Raw genomic sequence first — 15,485 nt, forward strand, 5'->3', positions numbered from 1 at the left:
TACCGGAATGAAGATAGTCGTAGCAAGCGGCAAAGGCGGCACCGGCAAGACCATGGTCTCTGTTAACCTCGCATGGGCAGTGTCACAGTCACAGGAAACACATCTGATAGACTGTGATGCTGAAGAACCGAACGTCCATCTCTTCTATCCCGGCGGGAAGGATGAAGGACCGGTAACCGTAAAGGTGCCTGAGGTTGACAGCGAAAAATGCACCCTCTGCGGTGCATGCGGCGAATTCTGCCGGTATGGAGCAATATCTGTCCTCACAGAATCAGTGATGTTTCAGGCACATCTCTGCCACTCATGTGGTGGATGCATGCTGTCCTGCCCGGTGGATGCCATTACCGAGGTTCCCCGCAGGATTGGAATGATCACACGAGGCGAGCCCACACCCACCCTCACGGTGATATCAGGCATTCTTGATGAAGGTGAGATTGCAGCACCGGCTGTTATTAAGGCAGCAAAAGAGGCTGGAGAATGGGACGGTGTATCAGTCCTTGACGGCCCGCCCGGCACTGCCTGCCCGGTTATTGAGACGATGGAGGGCGCTGATGTCTGTATTCTTGTTACCGAATCAACACCCTCAGGCCTTGCTGACCTCAGGCGGGCAGCACGCCTCACAGAGGCATTTGGCATCCCCGCAGGAGTTGTCATCAACCGGAGTGACAATGAGGACTCATCGACACTTGCATTCTGCGCAGAAGAAGGACTGCCGGTTCTCTTAACCATTCCCTTTGACCGTGAAATTGCTGCCATACAGAACAGGGGTGCCATCCTCTGCTCCGAAAAGGAAGAGTGGATAGAGGCATTTACCCAGCTGTACGAGGATACCGTTGCTATCGCAGGAGGCATCTTATGAAGACCATCGCAGTGATGAGCGGTAAAGGTGGCACCGGTAAGACCATGGTCGCCGCTGGATTTTCCGTCTTTTCAGATGAAAAGCTGCTTCTTGCAGACTGTGATGTCGATGCAGCAAACCTCAGTCTGCTTTTAGAGACATCAAATACAGAATGCCGCCCGTTCATGGGGCTGGAGTGTGCAGCCATTGACCAGACCAAATGTGTCGGATGTGGTATCTGTCAGGTTTACTGCCGGTTCTCTGCGATCAGTCAGGGAGATGACGGAATCTTTTGCATCAACCCCCTGAAATGTGAGGGCTGCGGTGTATGCTCCCTTGTATGCAGGGAGGGTGCAGTCGTTATTTCCGAACGGCAAAGCGGAGAGGTCTGTCGTTCTGACACCCCGCATGGGCCTCTCTTCCATGCAGAACTCTTCCCCGGCTCCGGTACCAGCGGCCGGCTGGTCTTTGAGGTCAAAAAGGACGCACTGAACGATGAACCAAATGTCCCGGCATTTCTGATAGACGGGCCGCCGGGAATTGGCTGCCCGGTGATCTCTGCTATCAGCGGTGTGGACGCCGTTGTCCTTGTGACTGAACCCGGCATATCAGCCCTCCATGACCTCAGGCGGCTTGTCACCATCTGCAGACAGTTTGGCGTCCAGATGTTTTTGGTGCTCAATAAAGCAGACCTTGACGAGGAACGCGCAGAGTATGTCAGGAGATACTGTGCAGATGAAAAAATAGAGATCATCGGAACCATTCCCTTTGACCCGGCGGTCATTGAGGCCGCACGGCGTGGAGAATCTGTCGCAGGCATGGACACACCGGCTGCGGAGAGTCTAAAGAAATCTTGGAAGGCCCTCTCTGCTGCGATGGGGATTTCGCAATGAATTGCGGTGGCGGAAGTGGAAACCGACGACGCGGCCGCCCACGCCGTGCCAGAATGATAGAGACCGAAGGCATGTGGCGGTGTTATGCCCCCTGCTGTGGAAGAGGCCAGCGCCCCCAGGAGACAGTCACCCTCCTTCCCGAAGAACTGGAGGCATTCAGGCTGGTCGACAGTGAGGGTCTGAACCAGGAATCTGCTGCAGAACGGATGCAGGTCTCCCGGCGAACACTCTGGCGGGACGTCCATACCGCCCGCAGGAAGGTGGCCGATGCCCTCTCAGAAGGAAAGGTCATTGTCATCTCAGAGTGTGGACACACCGATCCTGATGCCTGCATTCTCTTTGATCTGAAGACTGAAACACTGCCGCAACCGGAAGAGTAATTATGCACATATGAGTAATAATGATCTGTAAAACAGGAGTGATAAAAATGCCAGGATTTGATGGAACCGGGCCCGGCGGACGTGGGGCACGGACAGGCCGTGGGATGGGGCGTTGCCCCCCTGCGGGAACAGTCGCACCAGAAGAAGGAGCAGCAGCCGGCGAGCAGGAGACTGTAACTCCTGCACCTGCCTACCAGTTTGGTATGGGAGGAGGATTCGGCATGGGCCGTGGCCGGGGTTGCGGCCGGGGTTTTGGCCGTGGATTCGGACGCAGGTAACCGGAATCAAAAAACAACCGGGGAGCACGATTTCCCGGGAAACCAGATTTTGCAGGGAATGTGTCTGCATCACCTCTCATCTTTTTTTATCGTCAGACAAGTTCCATATCATTAAACCCAAACACGTGCCAGGTACGTATATTCATGAAGTCACGCACTACGCAGATACTTCCTATTGCCATAATTATTCTTCTCATCGCCATCATTGCCTGCCTTATCTATGTCCCTGGATTGATGCATACGGATACGCCGCAGGCCAGTGCACCAGACGACCGTGATACACTCTACCAGGTATCAACCATAAACGCACTCCTCCAGAGCGTATATGACGGCATTGTTCCCATAGGGGAGGTCAGACAACACGGCGACACTGCCATAGGGACTATTGATGCCCTTGACGGGGAGTTGATCGGGGTGGACGGTGAGTATTATGTCATCTGTTCGGATGGTGTGGCATATCCGCTTGAAGACACCACAACCACCCCGTTTGTCTCTGCCACATTCTTTGATTCTGACATCACCATCCCTGCTGGTACAATTGCAAATATCAGTCAGTTTGAAGACCAGCTGGAATCGGGGCTTCCGTCTGCAAATATGGTCTACGCCATCCGCATTGACGGCACGTTTGACTATGTAATGACACGGAGCGTGCCAAAACAATCCCGGCCGTACCCGAAACTCGCAGAGGTGGTAAAAGAACAGAATGAGTTTGAATTCTACAATGCCACCGGCACCATCGTGGGATTCTGGTCACCTGAATTTGTGGGAGGCCTCAATGTGCCGGGATACCACATTCACTTCATCACGGGTGACCGCACCGCAGGTGGGCATGTACTGGACTTCCGGATGACAAGTGGGGACATTGAAGTCGATATCACCCCTGATCTTTACATTGTTCTCCCCACAGAGGGTGATTTTTACCAGGTCAACCTTACCGAAGACCTGGGTTCGGCACTGGAATCCGTTGAGAAGAACTAATCATTCTCTTTTTTAAGCTCTCTATGAGATACACCTAAAGTCTAAATACTGTATTTCTTCATGCACAATGTTCTGGTGCATCACGGTCAATGTGACAATTACTTCCAGATCTTTTTGAAAGCATCATCTACACGCAGACAGGAACGAGAACAAAATCCAACAGGAAATAAAATGAAAAGAAAGGAGCAGATCTGATTTATTCTGCTGTGACCTCTGCGGGCAAAATATCCGGTAGCCTACGGAGTAGATAAAGTGAACTAGGAAAACAAGCCTCCGGCTCATTACCGGGGGGGATTTTTACAATTTTTGTAAAGAGACGGCTGACGTTGCAACGCCTCTGCCATGTTCACCGAATGATATCCGCGATAGTTAATGTCCCGGATACCGGAGCGGCAAAAAAAGAAGATTAGTATCTTCTGTATTCGGTGCGCGGTCTCTGAGGACGTGCTTCATCGATTCTAAGTGTGCGGCCTTCGAAGTCGGTCTCATTGAGAGCTTCCATTGCCTTCTCTGCCTCTTCAACGGTGCCCATCTCAACGAACCCAAATCCTTTGCGCTCAATGACACGGACGTCCTTAACATCGCCAAAATCTTCAAATATTTCTTTGAGTTGAGCTTCCGTAACTGAATACGTAAGATTGCCAACGTATAACTTGCTGCTTTCCATTTAAGTACTCCAATCTGGGATTGTATCTCAGATAGTATATATTATCTTGACGCTCATCTGTTATATTATGTCCTGCTGTCCCACGTGAAATTATGTACTGACAAACGGACAAATCAGTGCATTATTGTGCCACCCGGACTTGTTTCTGCATGCCTGACAATTCAGAAAGAACATGATCATGGCAAAAAATGCGGGCAGAATTCCGGACAGATTCTCATACAGGACAATTTATGGCGGGTTTTTATGGTGGACTCCGGGTTCTGAAACACAAATACTGGCATCTCTGCACGCGTATATGACCATTCCGATGATGGAGTATGTGACAGGCTGGCTGGTATCTCAGAGGCGCACCACAGGATATAGAGTTCCATAAACCACATCCAGAATGTGGGGATATGGAAGGAAGATGAACAGACGTCCTGTCTCTCCCATGCGATACAAAAATACGAGTTCTGTATGGGTAGCAGACCAATTCATATAACCCCGTTCCCCGCGACAGATAGTTTTTTATATGTTGGTGCAGCAGTAGGGGACGGTGAGAATCATGATCTGTATGGGATATGCAAACATTTCAAGTGAAAACAGTGAAAAGCTGAAGGCAATTGAAAAAGAGATGGGCGTGACCCTTCTGGCCTATGAAGTTCCAACCTACTCCAACCTGAATGAAGATGACCTGAAAAGAATCAAAGACCTTGAAAAAGATCTGGGCATGTCACTGGTTGCATACGAAGTGTGATCTGGTCAGATTCATTCATTTTTAGAAGATGCTCTGGCAATTTGTATCATAATACACCGGTGTTCTGACATTTCCATTAGAGTCCCCGGGAGAGATTTCCGTGTATATGAGACGGGAAACCACTGCACATTCTTTCCTCAACTCCTCGTCATCATTGATACTCTCTGTCAGTATCATCATGTTTATGGGGGTCACACAACAAAGAATCATTTACTCAACCAAAATATTAACTCAAATAAATTGTATGTCTCCATTCGTACACTGAACGGACATACACAAAAAGAACCATCCAAATGTCAGACACAAAGAAAAAATTCGACAAAAAAGGCGCCCGCAATATGGATGAGATCGCAAAAACCATCTTTGCCCCGATATACCCGGTCATTGCAGAGAAGATCATCGGGAAGTCCGGGATTACTAAAGGCACCTGTATTGACCTTGGCAGCGGCCCGGCGTCACTGGCAATTGCTGTCGCACAGCAGTCAGACCTCTCGGTCATTGCGCTGGACTACTCGGATGATATGCATGAATCAGCATCGCGCAATATCAAAGAAGCAGGTCTCTCTGAGCGGATACGTCTCCTTTGTGGTGATGTGCATGCCATGCCCCTTGATGACGACTCAGCTGACCTCATCATCAGTCGGGGATCCATGTTCTTCTGGAATGACATCCACACTGCCTTCCGGGAGATATATCGTGTATTAAAACCCGGTGGCATGACCTACATCGGTGGCGGGTTTGGCAACAAAGAACTGCGGGATGAGATTTCAGCTACTATGATCAAAAAGAATCCGGACTGGAAGGAATTTAACCGAAAGAACATCTCACCTGAGAATGCGGAGCGGTTCCAGATCATGCTTGATGAAATAGGCGTGCCGAAGTACGAGATCATCCTCGGGGATGAAGGGTTCTGGATTGTTATATCAAAGACGGCAGGCAACCCTCTGGCTTGAATACCCCTGTCTGAGAAGAGGCAGAGTATGCAACCGCCGGCTTTCAAATACCGGTGAAGTCGGCTGAGCAGGTGATGACCCGCACAGGAGTGTCAGGAAAACAGGGCCATATTAAAATCCTGGCGTCATCTCAGATGATGAACGGTTCTGCACCACTGTCTCCGGAGATTCCGTCTGGCCGAAGAGCAGGGTCATGAAAAACAGTGATGGGCATCGTACACCAATGCACCGTTATGCTGGTCTGACATCCCGTTAGGCACACATACGATCACCGGCATTCCATGGACTCTAAACGGTCATCTATCAGTATTACTGGAGTGATAGTGACATGGGTGCTCTCACACAGGAGTTTTCCGTAAAATTCTACCATTATGTGCGACCTGACCGCTGATCATATTCAGCAGATACAAAATATCAGAACTATTTCCTGTTGTACCATATAATTCCGTTTTTTTTCAAAAAATCCCTGTATTTAAGTTAGTATGAACAATATCCCGTGATAATACCCTCCTGAAATGAGATGACGTGGTAAATACAACATTTAAGCCATTTGCAGCCAAAAATGACGAATTTAATGGCGATTATCTGCCCTTATGTTCCCTTCATCCGGCATAGATATAAATAGAATCGTCCCTTGATCCGTCATCGTATGGAAGGGATAGAGTTAATCATCCAGACTCGGGCATTCCCCAGCCATGGGCGGGCCCGCGTCCATGAATCAGTATTGCCCTTTCTTGGGGTAAAAGAAGGGGAAGCCATTGAGGTGTATAACATTCCTCTGAGCGAAGATGAAAAACCAAAACAGGTCATAGTCAGCATCTACGCTGATGCAATGGTCGAAAAGGGGGTGATACGAATAAGTCCGGAAGATATTGCAAAACTTGCTGCAGCGGAGGGCGACACGGTCAACGTGCAGCGAAAAGTTCCCATTACGGAAGTTATCAGTAAAAAGGTGGGCAGGACAGGAAAGGCTGTCCAGGAAGGGGCTGGTCATGTGGGGGAAAGTATTGAAAAAGGCGCAAAAGAGGTCAGCGCAAAGATCATGCCAGGCAAAGAAAAAGATGAACCCGAACCCGGGCCCGAGGAGTGAGTGGGAAAATGGCCACAGAGTCATTTGCTCTTGAATGGTGGTCGTGGTTTCAGTCGCTTTTGTGGGTCATACTCATCTTTATTGGTCTCATCATTATCTTTTACATCATCAGGGAGATACACGATGCAAAAGTGACACCCCGGCTCGCAGAGATTGAACTGGAGAAAGAGAAACTGCAGTTGATGAAACTCGATTATGCCCACAGGGGCCAGCCATTCTTCCGTGTCCCTCCGGAAAAACTGGAGGAGATAAACATCCTTGACCAGGAGAATCTCAGAATGGAGGCTGACATCTTTGCGAAACAGAACGCTGTTGACCGGAGAATCCAGCGGCTGGAAAATTCAGTGAAGAGCACAAAACTGGATCATATGGTTGAAAAAATAAAAGACGAGGAGAGAAAAATCCGGTGATGAAATATGTATGAAACAGAAGTTTCCGGGACACAACAAAAGACCTCATTTACCGAATCACTGGCATCAGTCCCCCAGGCCATTGACAGAAAGCTGCCCTCTATGGATAAACGCCTGGGCGAGTACCTTGATGCCCATATCGCACCCCTCATATCAGAATGGGGACTTGTCACACGCTTTACCCTGGAGGATCTTGAACACCGCCTTGATGCGGTCAGTACAGATATTAGTGGCCTGGAGAAGGAGAAAGTCACACTTAAAGACAGGGCATCTGCCCTTGAACAGGCCCTGCGTGAAGTGGAGGAGAGATGATGGCAGGATTTGACGATTACATGAATACCTATCTTGACCGCAGGATGAAGGATATCATTGGAGAGTGGAATCTGGGCACGATGCAGGATTTTGGAGATTATCGGAGTCGTCTGCGCCTGGTAGAGACTGACATACGGGAGATGGGGCAGTTCACACAGGATGCTGATGCAAAACTCACCGATATGGAACAGAGGCTTGAGAAAGTCAGGGAGGAGAAGCGATGACCATAACTGAGGTTCTCCTGACAATCATCGTCATTGCAATCATCGCATTCATTCTCTATTACTATTTCAGAGGATCATCCGGGCATGTGTCAATCAGCCGTCCGATGGAAAGCCGGGTGGACGAGTATCTGGACCGCCACTTTGAACATATGGTTGAAGAATGGTCCCTGATGGATACATACCAGGTACGAACATTTCGTGAACACAATGACCCGGCGCTCACAGAAGAAGAAAACCGGATGAATGGCCTGAAAGAATTCAGGCATGAAATGACGGATACCCTTGCAGGCCTGGAGGAGCGTCTGAATGTTTTGGAAAGAGAAACCCGCAGTGAATAACCGGGCCCATAAACCGGAACTGTTTTACTCACGCCTGAAAGGGGACATCCCTTCGATGCGGAAACAGGGTGAACCTCCGCATAAGGACCCATCCTCCTTCTCAAAGCATTACTGTGATCTCTGCAACGATACCTTTTCCCTCACCGTGTTACGCCAGTGCACCCTCTGCGGCAGATGGGCCTGTTCGTCCTGCTGGACACAGGAATTCTATGTCTGCAACTCCTGTCATGGCACCTATAAACTCCATATTCAGCCATTGCTGCAGTCTGGTTCTGTTGAAAACAAGGAATGACTTACTGCACGGAGATCATATCCATCCATACGGTTCGTTGAATGAACCGGGGAATTACGCAGGTTCCCATCACGGCCTGCCGGACAATTCCCGGCCGAAACGGCCCGTTATCCGTAGGTGACACATACAAAAAAAGGAAGGATCATTTCAGACCGCCGGATATTCTGCCAGAATATGTCCCACACATCAAAAAGCAGAATGGTGCATTCAACCATGTGTGCCCTTCCCGTTACCCAAAGTGATAGGCAGGAAGTACTGCCGGTGACGGGCCGCCTGCCATAACAACAGCCGCAGTTTCCCGGGTGAGAGTCAGGAGTTCTTCACGATTCATGACCGCGTCTGGTGCATCCCCCACCTCACATCCGCGAACCGGATACATCTTCTCAAATCCGAGCTGCATGAATGTCGTGTTGTACTTGCGCATCATATCATTCAGGTGTTCCCGGGGCATGTTCTGCGTCACCACAAAGACCATCCTTTTTCCGGCAGAAATCCGCATGTTACACTCACCTTCAGTGTAGCCGAAGAACCCGTACCAACGGTCCAGGCATGCCTTCAGAAGCCAGGATATGTCACGGAAATAGACCGGTGTTGCAAGAAGCACGGTATCTGCTGCAGCGATGGCCTCAAGCACCGGCGTGAGTTCATCGTCAAGAATGCAGGCGTCAGCCCGTCCGTCCTTGCAGGCCATACATCCAATGCATCCCCTGAACTTCATCGTCCGCAGACAGAAACGTTCCACCACGGCCCCCCGTCTCTCTGCTTCAAGGAGAAACTCCTCGGCGAGGGCATCACTGTTCCCGTTCCGTGGACTCCCGAATACTGCCGCACATTTCATCTCATTTCACATCCTCCGGTTGCAGGGCTATCATCCCCTGGTGTCGCCCAGTGCGGAGACAAAGGACGGGAGACGGGAAAAAGGATGCGGTGCAGAACAGTTCACAGTTTCTGCAATGCCGAACCGACTCTTTTTGTGTAGTATCAGAAGTTCGTGAAGCAACTGACGCCTTGTCTGCATCCATCCGGGAGAGGCACCGTTCACGGCTGTAATGTCCGCCGGGAAATGCCTGTTGCGGACAGTGTTTCTGACACGGCCGGCCGCATTTGATACAGGGCGACAGGCATTCACGAAGCGGCAGCGCCTCCACTTCAAGGTCTGTCCATAACGCCCGGAAGCGTATCCGCGGGCCAAAACCGGGCACGATGACCAGATTATTCCTCCCAAACATGCCCAGACCGGCGAGCACTGCCGCATCTTTCAAATAGATGCCGCCGTCAGATACAGCATACGGTATGTCGTGGGCCTCCCGGCCGTGCACCTCACGAAGCCACCGTGAGAGAGCAGTTGTCATCCCGTAGAGTATCCGGTCTCCGGGTGTGCTTCTGCCCTCCTCCCACCAGTCCATCTCCGGGTGTTCAGGGTCGTGATACAGCCCGAGGACAATGACCCGACCCAAAATCAACGGGCCAGCCCCTGCGGCCCGGCACTCTGTGCGGATGGGCAGTCACTGAGCAGGCGTGCCGGAACAACACCTGCCACACTCGCACCGAGAGCGAGGGCTTTGGCAAGGACTGCGTCCATGATCCGACGTTCTCGTTCTTTTCCCTGTGCGTCCTCAGGCTTCATATCATCCCGGGTGCTGCATAGGGCTTTTCAGAGAAATATGTGTTGCTGAAGAAGAACAAAACTGCACCTGATAGTACCGGTTGCTGTAAGAAAAATGGATTAATTCAGGAAATCCTAATCAGAACCGCCGAGGTCTTCAAAGAATTTCATTCCCGCCGGTGCGTGCTGCCCTACTTCCTCATAGAAGTATTTCACGTAATCCGGGTCTGAATCCTCAATCGACTGCTGGATGGTGCGCACCAGCCAAGTGGGCAGAATCTCATTTTGATCCAGAGAGTTCATAATTACAACAACTGCTTCATCCACATCGGTATTATTTTTCCATCTGTATCCCATGACGTATCACCTCTTATCCTGAGGGGGTATAATGTGAAAGCCCTATAAATAGGTAGCGGCGACTACGGGGGACAGAGAGAACAGAGGAGCGGAATCATATCCAAACAAGTATTACTGACAGTGCAGCCACCTCCTTCTGGGGCAGAGCACAGTATTTTGGCAAAATTATATGATGGGCCGGGATTGTGAGATTTACCAAATTACCGGGCACCAGATCTATCTACACCTGTAGGGCTGGACCGCCGTCATCCCTCCAGTCAGCACTTTGATAGATCAGGTTCAGTGCTCCGGCAAGCCGTTCGCAGAGAAGGTCAGACCAGATTCTCGCAATGCCCGACTGAATATCCTCTGCATCCGTGAATCGTTCAGAAGAGGAACTGAGATCATCAATCTCTGCCTGAAAATCAGGGTCTGCTTCAATTGAAGTAAAACAGTCTGCTATGACCTGCGGTGCCGGCCACCCGCCTGCACCCGGTTTCATGGAATACAGACCCGTTCTCCCGACAACACGGATCTCTTTGAGTGAGAAGAAGGACGCCTCTTTGAGATCCCGTTTCGTAAAGGAACGATCTGACGGATGGTTATGGGTGAGAATGCAGTCTGTGATCCGCTCCTTTATCTCTTCTGGGATAACAGTGAAGAACCCGTTTCCGGTGTCAACGGCATGTAATGTCAGTATGGAAACACCCTCTTCAGAGAAGATGCCCGTCATCTCCGCATCAGTCAGGTGCCTGATTTTGCGTTCAAACCGGAGAATCTCCGGGTGGACCGCAAAAACAGTGTCTGTATTCATGATGTCCTCATGGTGTTCTCCGGTGTGAGGGCGCACACCTCACTTCACCACCATCGTTCCGGATACACGGGCGGGCATCCGCATCATACATCTGCATTCCATTTGTTTGTCGGTTTCAGGTGGGTACTATCCGTCGTATGCTATTCAATGATTGTGGCAGAATACCGAACAGATACAAAAACGATGTGATCAAGGGGGATTATTCCCGGATAATCCGGATGTGACTGCAGTATATCAGCACTCTACATCGGTTTTGAAGCAAGGAACACATGAACGTGTGAAGTCCCGGACATCTTCCTGCTCACACATCAGACCACCCAATCCAATCTTTAAAAACAGGTGACGGAATACCTTCAGCCCATATGGGCAGGTCTCAATCACGATACGAAATGCAAATCATTCAAATGATTACAGCAGTGTGTCTTCCCCATTTCCGGACTCAGTAATTCCGTCTATAACGATCAGAGCTCCAAAAACGGATCCATCCCCGGAGAACGGTGATATGTAACCCCTGAACTGGATGGTTTTCCCCCATTTTGACCGGTATCTGACATGCATGGAATTTTCCTGCACCCCCGTTTCGAGAGCCCGTTTCAGAATATCAGAAAGACCGGCATCTTGCAGGGGGGGAAATGTCAGAAGATTTATTTTCCGGGTCTCCTCTATTCCGGGCGACTCCAGTATCTCCAGCATCTTCGGATTGACATAGTCAATGGTTCCTTCCCGATCACAGGTGATAATACCAACAGGAGAGTTCTCTGCCAGGGATCGATAGCGTTCCTCACTCTTGCACAGGGCCTCCTCTGCCTGCTTACGCCAGGTGATGTCCCGTGATACACCAAGCACTCCGGTCGGATGTCCATGAACATCGCGCAGACAGCGGACTGAGTTCTCCACCCAGACAGTGGAACCGTCCTTACAATACTCCTCTGTCTCAAAGAGAATGGTTCGGTTCGGGTCAGCAGTCCCGGTTGCTTCAAGTGCCAGTTCTTCCTGAAACCGTCGCACCACCCGCTCACAGGATGTCGGAGTCATCTTCTCTTCAAGGGACTGGGCCAGATCCTCTTCAGCCGTGAAACCCCGCATTTTTTTCCCCGACGGACTGACATAGGTCAGGTTAAATTCCATATCAAACATCCAGATATTGTCTGCAACATTATCTGCGATGAACCGGTATCGCTCCTCACTCCGCCGCAATGCCTCCTCTGCTCTCCGGTGGGACACCGCGTACTTGATCTTGTTGATAAGTTCAGCAAACTGTGACCGGGGATCACCGCCTTTCTGAATATAAAAATCGGCTCCATTGTTGAGCGCCTCAATGACTACATCTTTGCGACCCCTGCCGGTAAAGATCAGGAATGGAATGGCATTCCCTTCACCCCTGAGATATTTGAGAAATTCGATCCCATTCATATCCGGCATCTCGTAGTCAGATATGATCGCATCAAATGGTTCCTCTGCAAGTATCCGTATTGCCTCCGCCGCACTGGTTGCTGTAATAACGGTAAAAGTGCCGGAATGCTCCAGATACAGTTTGCTCAGTTCAAGAAGTGCAGGTTCATCATCCACGTATAAAAGGGAGATTGCCTGTGATTCTGTACCTGCAGATACCATCCATAACGGTTTTTCGGTATAGTCTATAATTGTATGGAAAATATTCTGAAAACCATATTTATGTGGGGCCATTTATGAAATAAAGGATGCACTGTAGAAATCCAAATTATTCGCCCCATCCGGTATCAAACCGTGTATCCAGCAGCGGGGAATTCATTCTGATAATTAGGACCGGAATGAAAGACCTCACAGGAAAGTGTGACAAAACCATGCGCAGTCTCAATGCAGAATTTGACATTGATAAGCGTGACGCACGGGCAATCGCAAGAGATTATCTGGTCGCAGAAGGACTGATTTCCGGCTGACAACAAAACGGAATCAGGAGACCGAATCTGAAAAAACAATAGGGGTAAACACACACAGAAGAGGACGCAGAGGAGAAACAGTGCCCCCGCAGACTTCCTGTGCCCTGTCTCCATTCACTGCCTTATCCATTCACTCCCCTTTCTGCCGGCCGCTTCCTGCTCCGAACCACGAGGAGCCAGAACGGAACCAGAGCTGCCAGTGCGAGGAGACCGGAGATGATGAATATGGCATCAACGCCACAGGATACCAGAATTACGCCGAATATTAGTGGGGGGATGGTGATTCCCATACTGACCACGGTATTGAAGGCCCCCATTGCAACGCCCTGTCCAAGCTCCCGTCCATCGATTGCCACCACCGCCGTTGCCGCAGAGATGGCCATTGCATTTCCTACACCAATGCAGAGTGCAATCAGGCCGACAACGAAAACATTCCTGACGAATGGAATTACAAGGGTGCCAGCGGATAACAGCAGCGTCCCACCCACCACAAACCAGAATTTTTTGTGCCGGTCGACCAGTCGGCCGAAATATCCGAGGCTCATCCCCATGGACAGCACCTCGACTGCAATAATCAGTCCGATTACTGTGGTTGAGAAGTGATCTTCATTCGCCGCAAGGACTGGGAGAAAGACCATGAAGGCAGCATAAGGGAAGCAGTTGATGAAACGATAGAAGAGCGAAGCCTGCATCCGCCTGTGGAGAAATGCCTTCCAGATACTGGGGGACTTATGATATTCCGGTTTCGAATCAGGGAGATACCGGATACATAGCAAACATGGGATAAATGACAGCACAGCCATGAGCAGAAAGACCGCACTCAACCCTGACAGGTGGTACAGGGCACCACCAATCAGGGGGCCTGCTCCCATTCCCAGATAGAACACGTTGGAGAGGCGCCCCTGGTATTGCCCTTCCATCCCCTGAGGCGTGAGATCCCCTACATAGGCCATCGCGATCGGCCCGATCATCGCCGAGGCGATCCCATGGACGAACCGGATCACAAAGAGTTCACAGACCGAACCTGCGAAGATATAACAGAGCGATACAACAGTATAGAGTGCAAGCCCTGCCGAAATTAACCATTTTCTGCCATGCCTGTCGGAGTAATTCGCGATGGCAGGAGTGAACATGATGCGGGAGAGACCGTAGCCCGCGAAGAGAGCTCCGACCCAGAAGTGGCTGGCCCCGAAATTGTCAACAAAAATTGGCAGCAGGGGAATGACAATTCCCAGACCCAGCATTCCAAGAAAGACTGCAACAAGGAGGATGTACATCGGCCCCCGGAAAAACTCTTCGCCCATAACGGATTGATATGCTATTTTGGCGGCATGAAGGTTTTGATCAGAAAAGAAAGGTGCCGAATCAGCCATATTTTCCCGAAAACAAATATATTGAAAAGAGAGACTCCCCGAAGAGATAATCAACAAGGGTAAAACACAAAGAAGAGCACGCAGAGAAGAAACAGCCTGAAATGTAAAACATCGTCCAAAAATGTGGCAATTCGCTACTTATATGCTGTGATCTCTCTGCTGCTCAGGAATATCCGGGCCACACTGCAGTGGAAATACTTTTCTCCAATAAAGAGAGGGCCAAAAACTGTTGATGAGGACCGGTTCAGATTCAGTCAGTCAGTTATCCGGAAGAGTTTGTCACCTGGTCTGAGTGGAACCGGTATTTTTATTCCGCAGTTCTCTCCTTTCCCTGCGGAAGCAACTGATTCGTGATTGATCTGGATTTCCTGGATGGCACTGTAGTGCGCAGACGTTTTTTTGCCGTAGATTAAAATTTTGTCGCCGATATTTACCTCACCCGCACGGATGGCAAATTCTGCCACCCGGATTTTATTGTAATAGTTTACCACTTCGCCGCAGTAGGATTTTGACTCTGTTGCGGCAGGACCACGGCTGATCCAGTCTGTATCGAGACCTTTGTAAAAACCCTCTGAAAACCCTCTGTTGTAGGTCTTTGCGAGCTCTTCTTTGAGCATGCCGACAAGCCCGGGGGTATAAACTCCTGCAGCTATTGCGTCGAGGGCCTTTCGGTAACAGGATACGGTTGTTTTCACATATTCAGGAGGCCTGATTCTCCCTTCAATTTTAAACGAACTGATGCCTGCGTCAATCAGGCCGGGAAGTATACCGACTGAGCAGAGATCCTTTGGGCTGAGGACATAATTGTGGCCCAGAATATATGTGTTGTCCTCGTCTTCCACATCGGTAATTTTGTAGAGTCTTCGGCAGGGCTGTATGCACTGCCCACGGTTTGCGGATTTACCGAATGTTTCGCCGGACAGAAAACACCTGCCGGATACACTCACGCACATCGCACCGTGAACAAAGGTCTCTATCTCACAGTGCAGTCCGTCACGTTTCGCCTGTCTGCTGATGTCAGCGATCTCATCCAGAGAACATTCCCGTG

At 50.1% G+C, this 15,485-nt stretch carries 23 protein-coding genes; 14 read left to right on the plus strand and 9 right to left on the minus strand.

The features are described 5' to 3' along the window. Positions 1 to 7 precede the first annotated feature (7 nt). From MKMG_RS01315 to budA, 5 genes are all read left to right on the plus strand, one after another. Positions 8 to 859 (plus strand): P-loop NTPase, encoded by an 852-nt coding sequence (locus tag MKMG_RS01315; protein WP_165074660.1) that lies wholly within the window; start codon positions 8 to 10, stop codon positions 857 to 859. Beyond that, positions 856 to 1,731, plus strand: coding sequence for a 4Fe-4S binding protein (locus MKMG_RS01320; RefSeq protein ID WP_165074662.1), 876 nt, complete (start codon positions 856 to 858; stop codon positions 1,729 to 1,731). The genes MKMG_RS01315 and MKMG_RS01320 overlap by 4 nt, the downstream gene beginning before the upstream one ends. Next, the gene (locus tag MKMG_RS01325) at positions 1,728 to 2,111 is read left to right on the plus strand and encodes a DUF134 domain-containing protein (protein ID WP_165074664.1); all 384 of its coding nucleotides are present in this window, start codon (positions 1,728 to 1,730) and stop codon (positions 2,109 to 2,111) included. Before MKMG_RS01320 ends, MKMG_RS01325 begins: the two co-directional genes overlap by 4 nt. Positions 2,112 to 2,158: 47 nt before the next feature. Beyond that, positions 2,159 to 2,389, plus strand: a complete 231-nt coding sequence (locus MKMG_RS01330) for a hypothetical protein (RefSeq protein WP_165074666.1) — start codon at positions 2,159 to 2,161, stop codon at positions 2,387 to 2,389. Between the two features lie 144 nt (positions 2,390 to 2,533). Continuing rightward, positions 2,534 to 3,367 (plus strand): acetolactate decarboxylase, encoded by an 834-nt coding sequence (gene budA / locus MKMG_RS01335; protein WP_165074668.1) that lies wholly within the window; start codon positions 2,534 to 2,536, stop codon positions 3,365 to 3,367. 406 nt (positions 3,368 to 3,773) lie between these two features. On the opposite strand, the gene MKMG_RS01340 is transcribed toward budA, so the two are convergent. Next, the gene (locus MKMG_RS01340; RefSeq protein WP_165074670.1) at positions 3,774 to 4,034 is read right to left on the minus strand and encodes an RNA-binding protein; all 261 of its coding nucleotides are present in this window, start codon (positions 4,032 to 4,034) and stop codon (positions 3,774 to 3,776) included. 535 nt (positions 4,035 to 4,569) lie between these two features. Here MKMG_RS01340 and MKMG_RS01345 point away from each other — a divergent pair. The 8 genes from MKMG_RS01345 (at position 4,570) to MKMG_RS01380 (ending at position 8,389) form a co-directional block, all read left to right on the plus strand. Then, complete coding sequence (locus tag MKMG_RS01345) at positions 4,570 to 4,770, plus strand: hypothetical protein (protein ID WP_165074672.1); 201 nt, start codon at positions 4,570 to 4,572, stop codon at positions 4,768 to 4,770. A gap of 338 nt (positions 4,771 to 5,108) precedes the next feature. Further along, on the plus strand, positions 5,109 to 5,723 hold the full coding sequence (locus MKMG_RS01350) for a class I SAM-dependent methyltransferase (protein ID WP_254059036.1): 615 nt from the start codon (positions 5,109 to 5,111) through the stop codon (positions 5,721 to 5,723). Positions 5,724 to 6,372: 649 nt separating this feature from the next. Further along, a complete protein-coding gene (locus MKMG_RS01355; RefSeq protein ID WP_165074676.1) occupies positions 6,373 to 6,813 on the plus strand; it encodes a hypothetical protein in 441 nt (146 codons plus the stop codon). An 8-nt stretch (positions 6,814 to 6,821) separates the two neighbouring features. Next, positions 6,822 to 7,223: a hypothetical protein gene (locus tag MKMG_RS01360; protein WP_165074678.1), complete on the plus strand. Its 402-nt coding sequence runs from the start codon at positions 6,822 to 6,824 to the stop codon at positions 7,221 to 7,223. Positions 7,224 to 7,229: 6 nt separating this feature from the next. Further along, positions 7,230 to 7,535, plus strand: a complete 306-nt coding sequence (locus tag MKMG_RS01365) for a hypothetical protein (protein ID WP_165074680.1) — start codon at positions 7,230 to 7,232, stop codon at positions 7,533 to 7,535. After that, positions 7,532 to 7,759: a hypothetical protein gene (locus MKMG_RS01370; RefSeq protein WP_165074682.1), complete on the plus strand. Its 228-nt coding sequence runs from the start codon at positions 7,532 to 7,534 to the stop codon at positions 7,757 to 7,759. The genes MKMG_RS01365 and MKMG_RS01370 overlap by 4 nt, the downstream gene beginning before the upstream one ends. Continuing rightward, the gene (locus MKMG_RS01375; protein WP_165074685.1) at positions 7,756 to 8,097 is read left to right on the plus strand and encodes a hypothetical protein; all 342 of its coding nucleotides are present in this window, start codon (positions 7,756 to 7,758) and stop codon (positions 8,095 to 8,097) included. The genes MKMG_RS01370 and MKMG_RS01375 overlap by 4 nt, the downstream gene beginning before the upstream one ends. Beyond that, positions 8,066 to 8,389, plus strand: coding sequence for a hypothetical protein (locus MKMG_RS01380; RefSeq protein WP_165074687.1), 324 nt, complete (start codon positions 8,066 to 8,068; stop codon positions 8,387 to 8,389). Before MKMG_RS01375 ends, MKMG_RS01380 begins: the two co-directional genes overlap by 32 nt. Before the next feature lie 229 nt (positions 8,390 to 8,618). On the opposite strand, the gene MKMG_RS01385 is transcribed toward MKMG_RS01380, so the two are convergent. The 6 genes from MKMG_RS01385 to MKMG_RS01405 form a co-directional block, all read right to left on the minus strand. Next, positions 8,619 to 9,227 carry a flavodoxin family protein gene (locus MKMG_RS01385; protein WP_165074689.1) on the minus strand — a complete coding sequence of 203 codons (609 nt, stop codon included), beginning with the start codon at positions 9,225 to 9,227 and terminating at the stop codon, positions 8,619 to 8,621. 1 nt (position 9,228) lies between these two features. After that, positions 9,229 to 9,846: a hypothetical protein gene (locus tag MKMG_RS01390; protein ID WP_216842858.1), complete on the minus strand. Its 618-nt coding sequence runs from the start codon at positions 9,844 to 9,846 to the stop codon at positions 9,229 to 9,231. 2 nt (positions 9,847 to 9,848) lie between these two features. Further along, positions 9,849 to 10,016: a hypothetical protein gene (locus MKMG_RS11405; protein ID WP_216842859.1), complete on the minus strand. Its 168-nt coding sequence runs from the start codon at positions 10,014 to 10,016 to the stop codon at positions 9,849 to 9,851. A 114-nt stretch (positions 10,017 to 10,130) separates the two neighbouring features. Beyond that, positions 10,131 to 10,352 carry a hypothetical protein gene (locus tag MKMG_RS01395; RefSeq protein ID WP_165074692.1) on the minus strand — a complete coding sequence of 74 codons (222 nt, stop codon included), beginning with the start codon at positions 10,350 to 10,352 and terminating at the stop codon, positions 10,131 to 10,133. A gap of 220 nt (positions 10,353 to 10,572) precedes the next feature. Further along, positions 10,573 to 11,145 (minus strand): hypothetical protein, encoded by a 573-nt coding sequence (locus MKMG_RS01400; protein WP_165074694.1) that lies wholly within the window; start codon positions 11,143 to 11,145, stop codon positions 10,573 to 10,575. A 408-nt stretch (positions 11,146 to 11,553) separates the two neighbouring features. Next, the gene (locus MKMG_RS01405; RefSeq protein WP_165074696.1) at positions 11,554 to 12,759 is read right to left on the minus strand and encodes a PAS domain S-box protein; all 1,206 of its coding nucleotides are present in this window, start codon (positions 12,757 to 12,759) and stop codon (positions 11,554 to 11,556) included. Positions 12,760 to 12,935: 176 nt separating this feature from the next. Between MKMG_RS01405 and MKMG_RS11630 the strand changes: the two genes are divergently transcribed. Continuing rightward, positions 12,936 to 13,064: a hypothetical protein gene (locus MKMG_RS11630; RefSeq protein ID WP_256366050.1), complete on the plus strand. Its 129-nt coding sequence runs from the start codon at positions 12,936 to 12,938 to the stop codon at positions 13,062 to 13,064. 122 nt (positions 13,065 to 13,186) lie between these two features. Here MKMG_RS11630 and MKMG_RS01410 read toward each other — a convergent pair whose 3' ends face one another. Both MKMG_RS01410 and MKMG_RS01415 read right to left on the minus strand, forming a co-directional pair. After that, on the minus strand, positions 13,187 to 14,560 hold the full coding sequence (locus MKMG_RS01410; RefSeq protein WP_256366051.1) for an MFS transporter: 1,374 nt from the start codon (positions 14,558 to 14,560) through the stop codon (positions 13,187 to 13,189). Between the two features lie 131 nt (positions 14,561 to 14,691). Further along, positions 14,692 to 15,485 (minus strand): peptidase U32 family protein (locus tag MKMG_RS01415; RefSeq protein ID WP_165074700.1); only part of this gene is annotated, 794 nt, incomplete at its 5' end.

Source organism: Methanogenium sp. MK-MG, assembly GCF_009914725.1.
GTDB lineage: Archaea > Halobacteriota > Methanomicrobia > Methanomicrobiales > Methanomicrobiaceae > Methanogenium.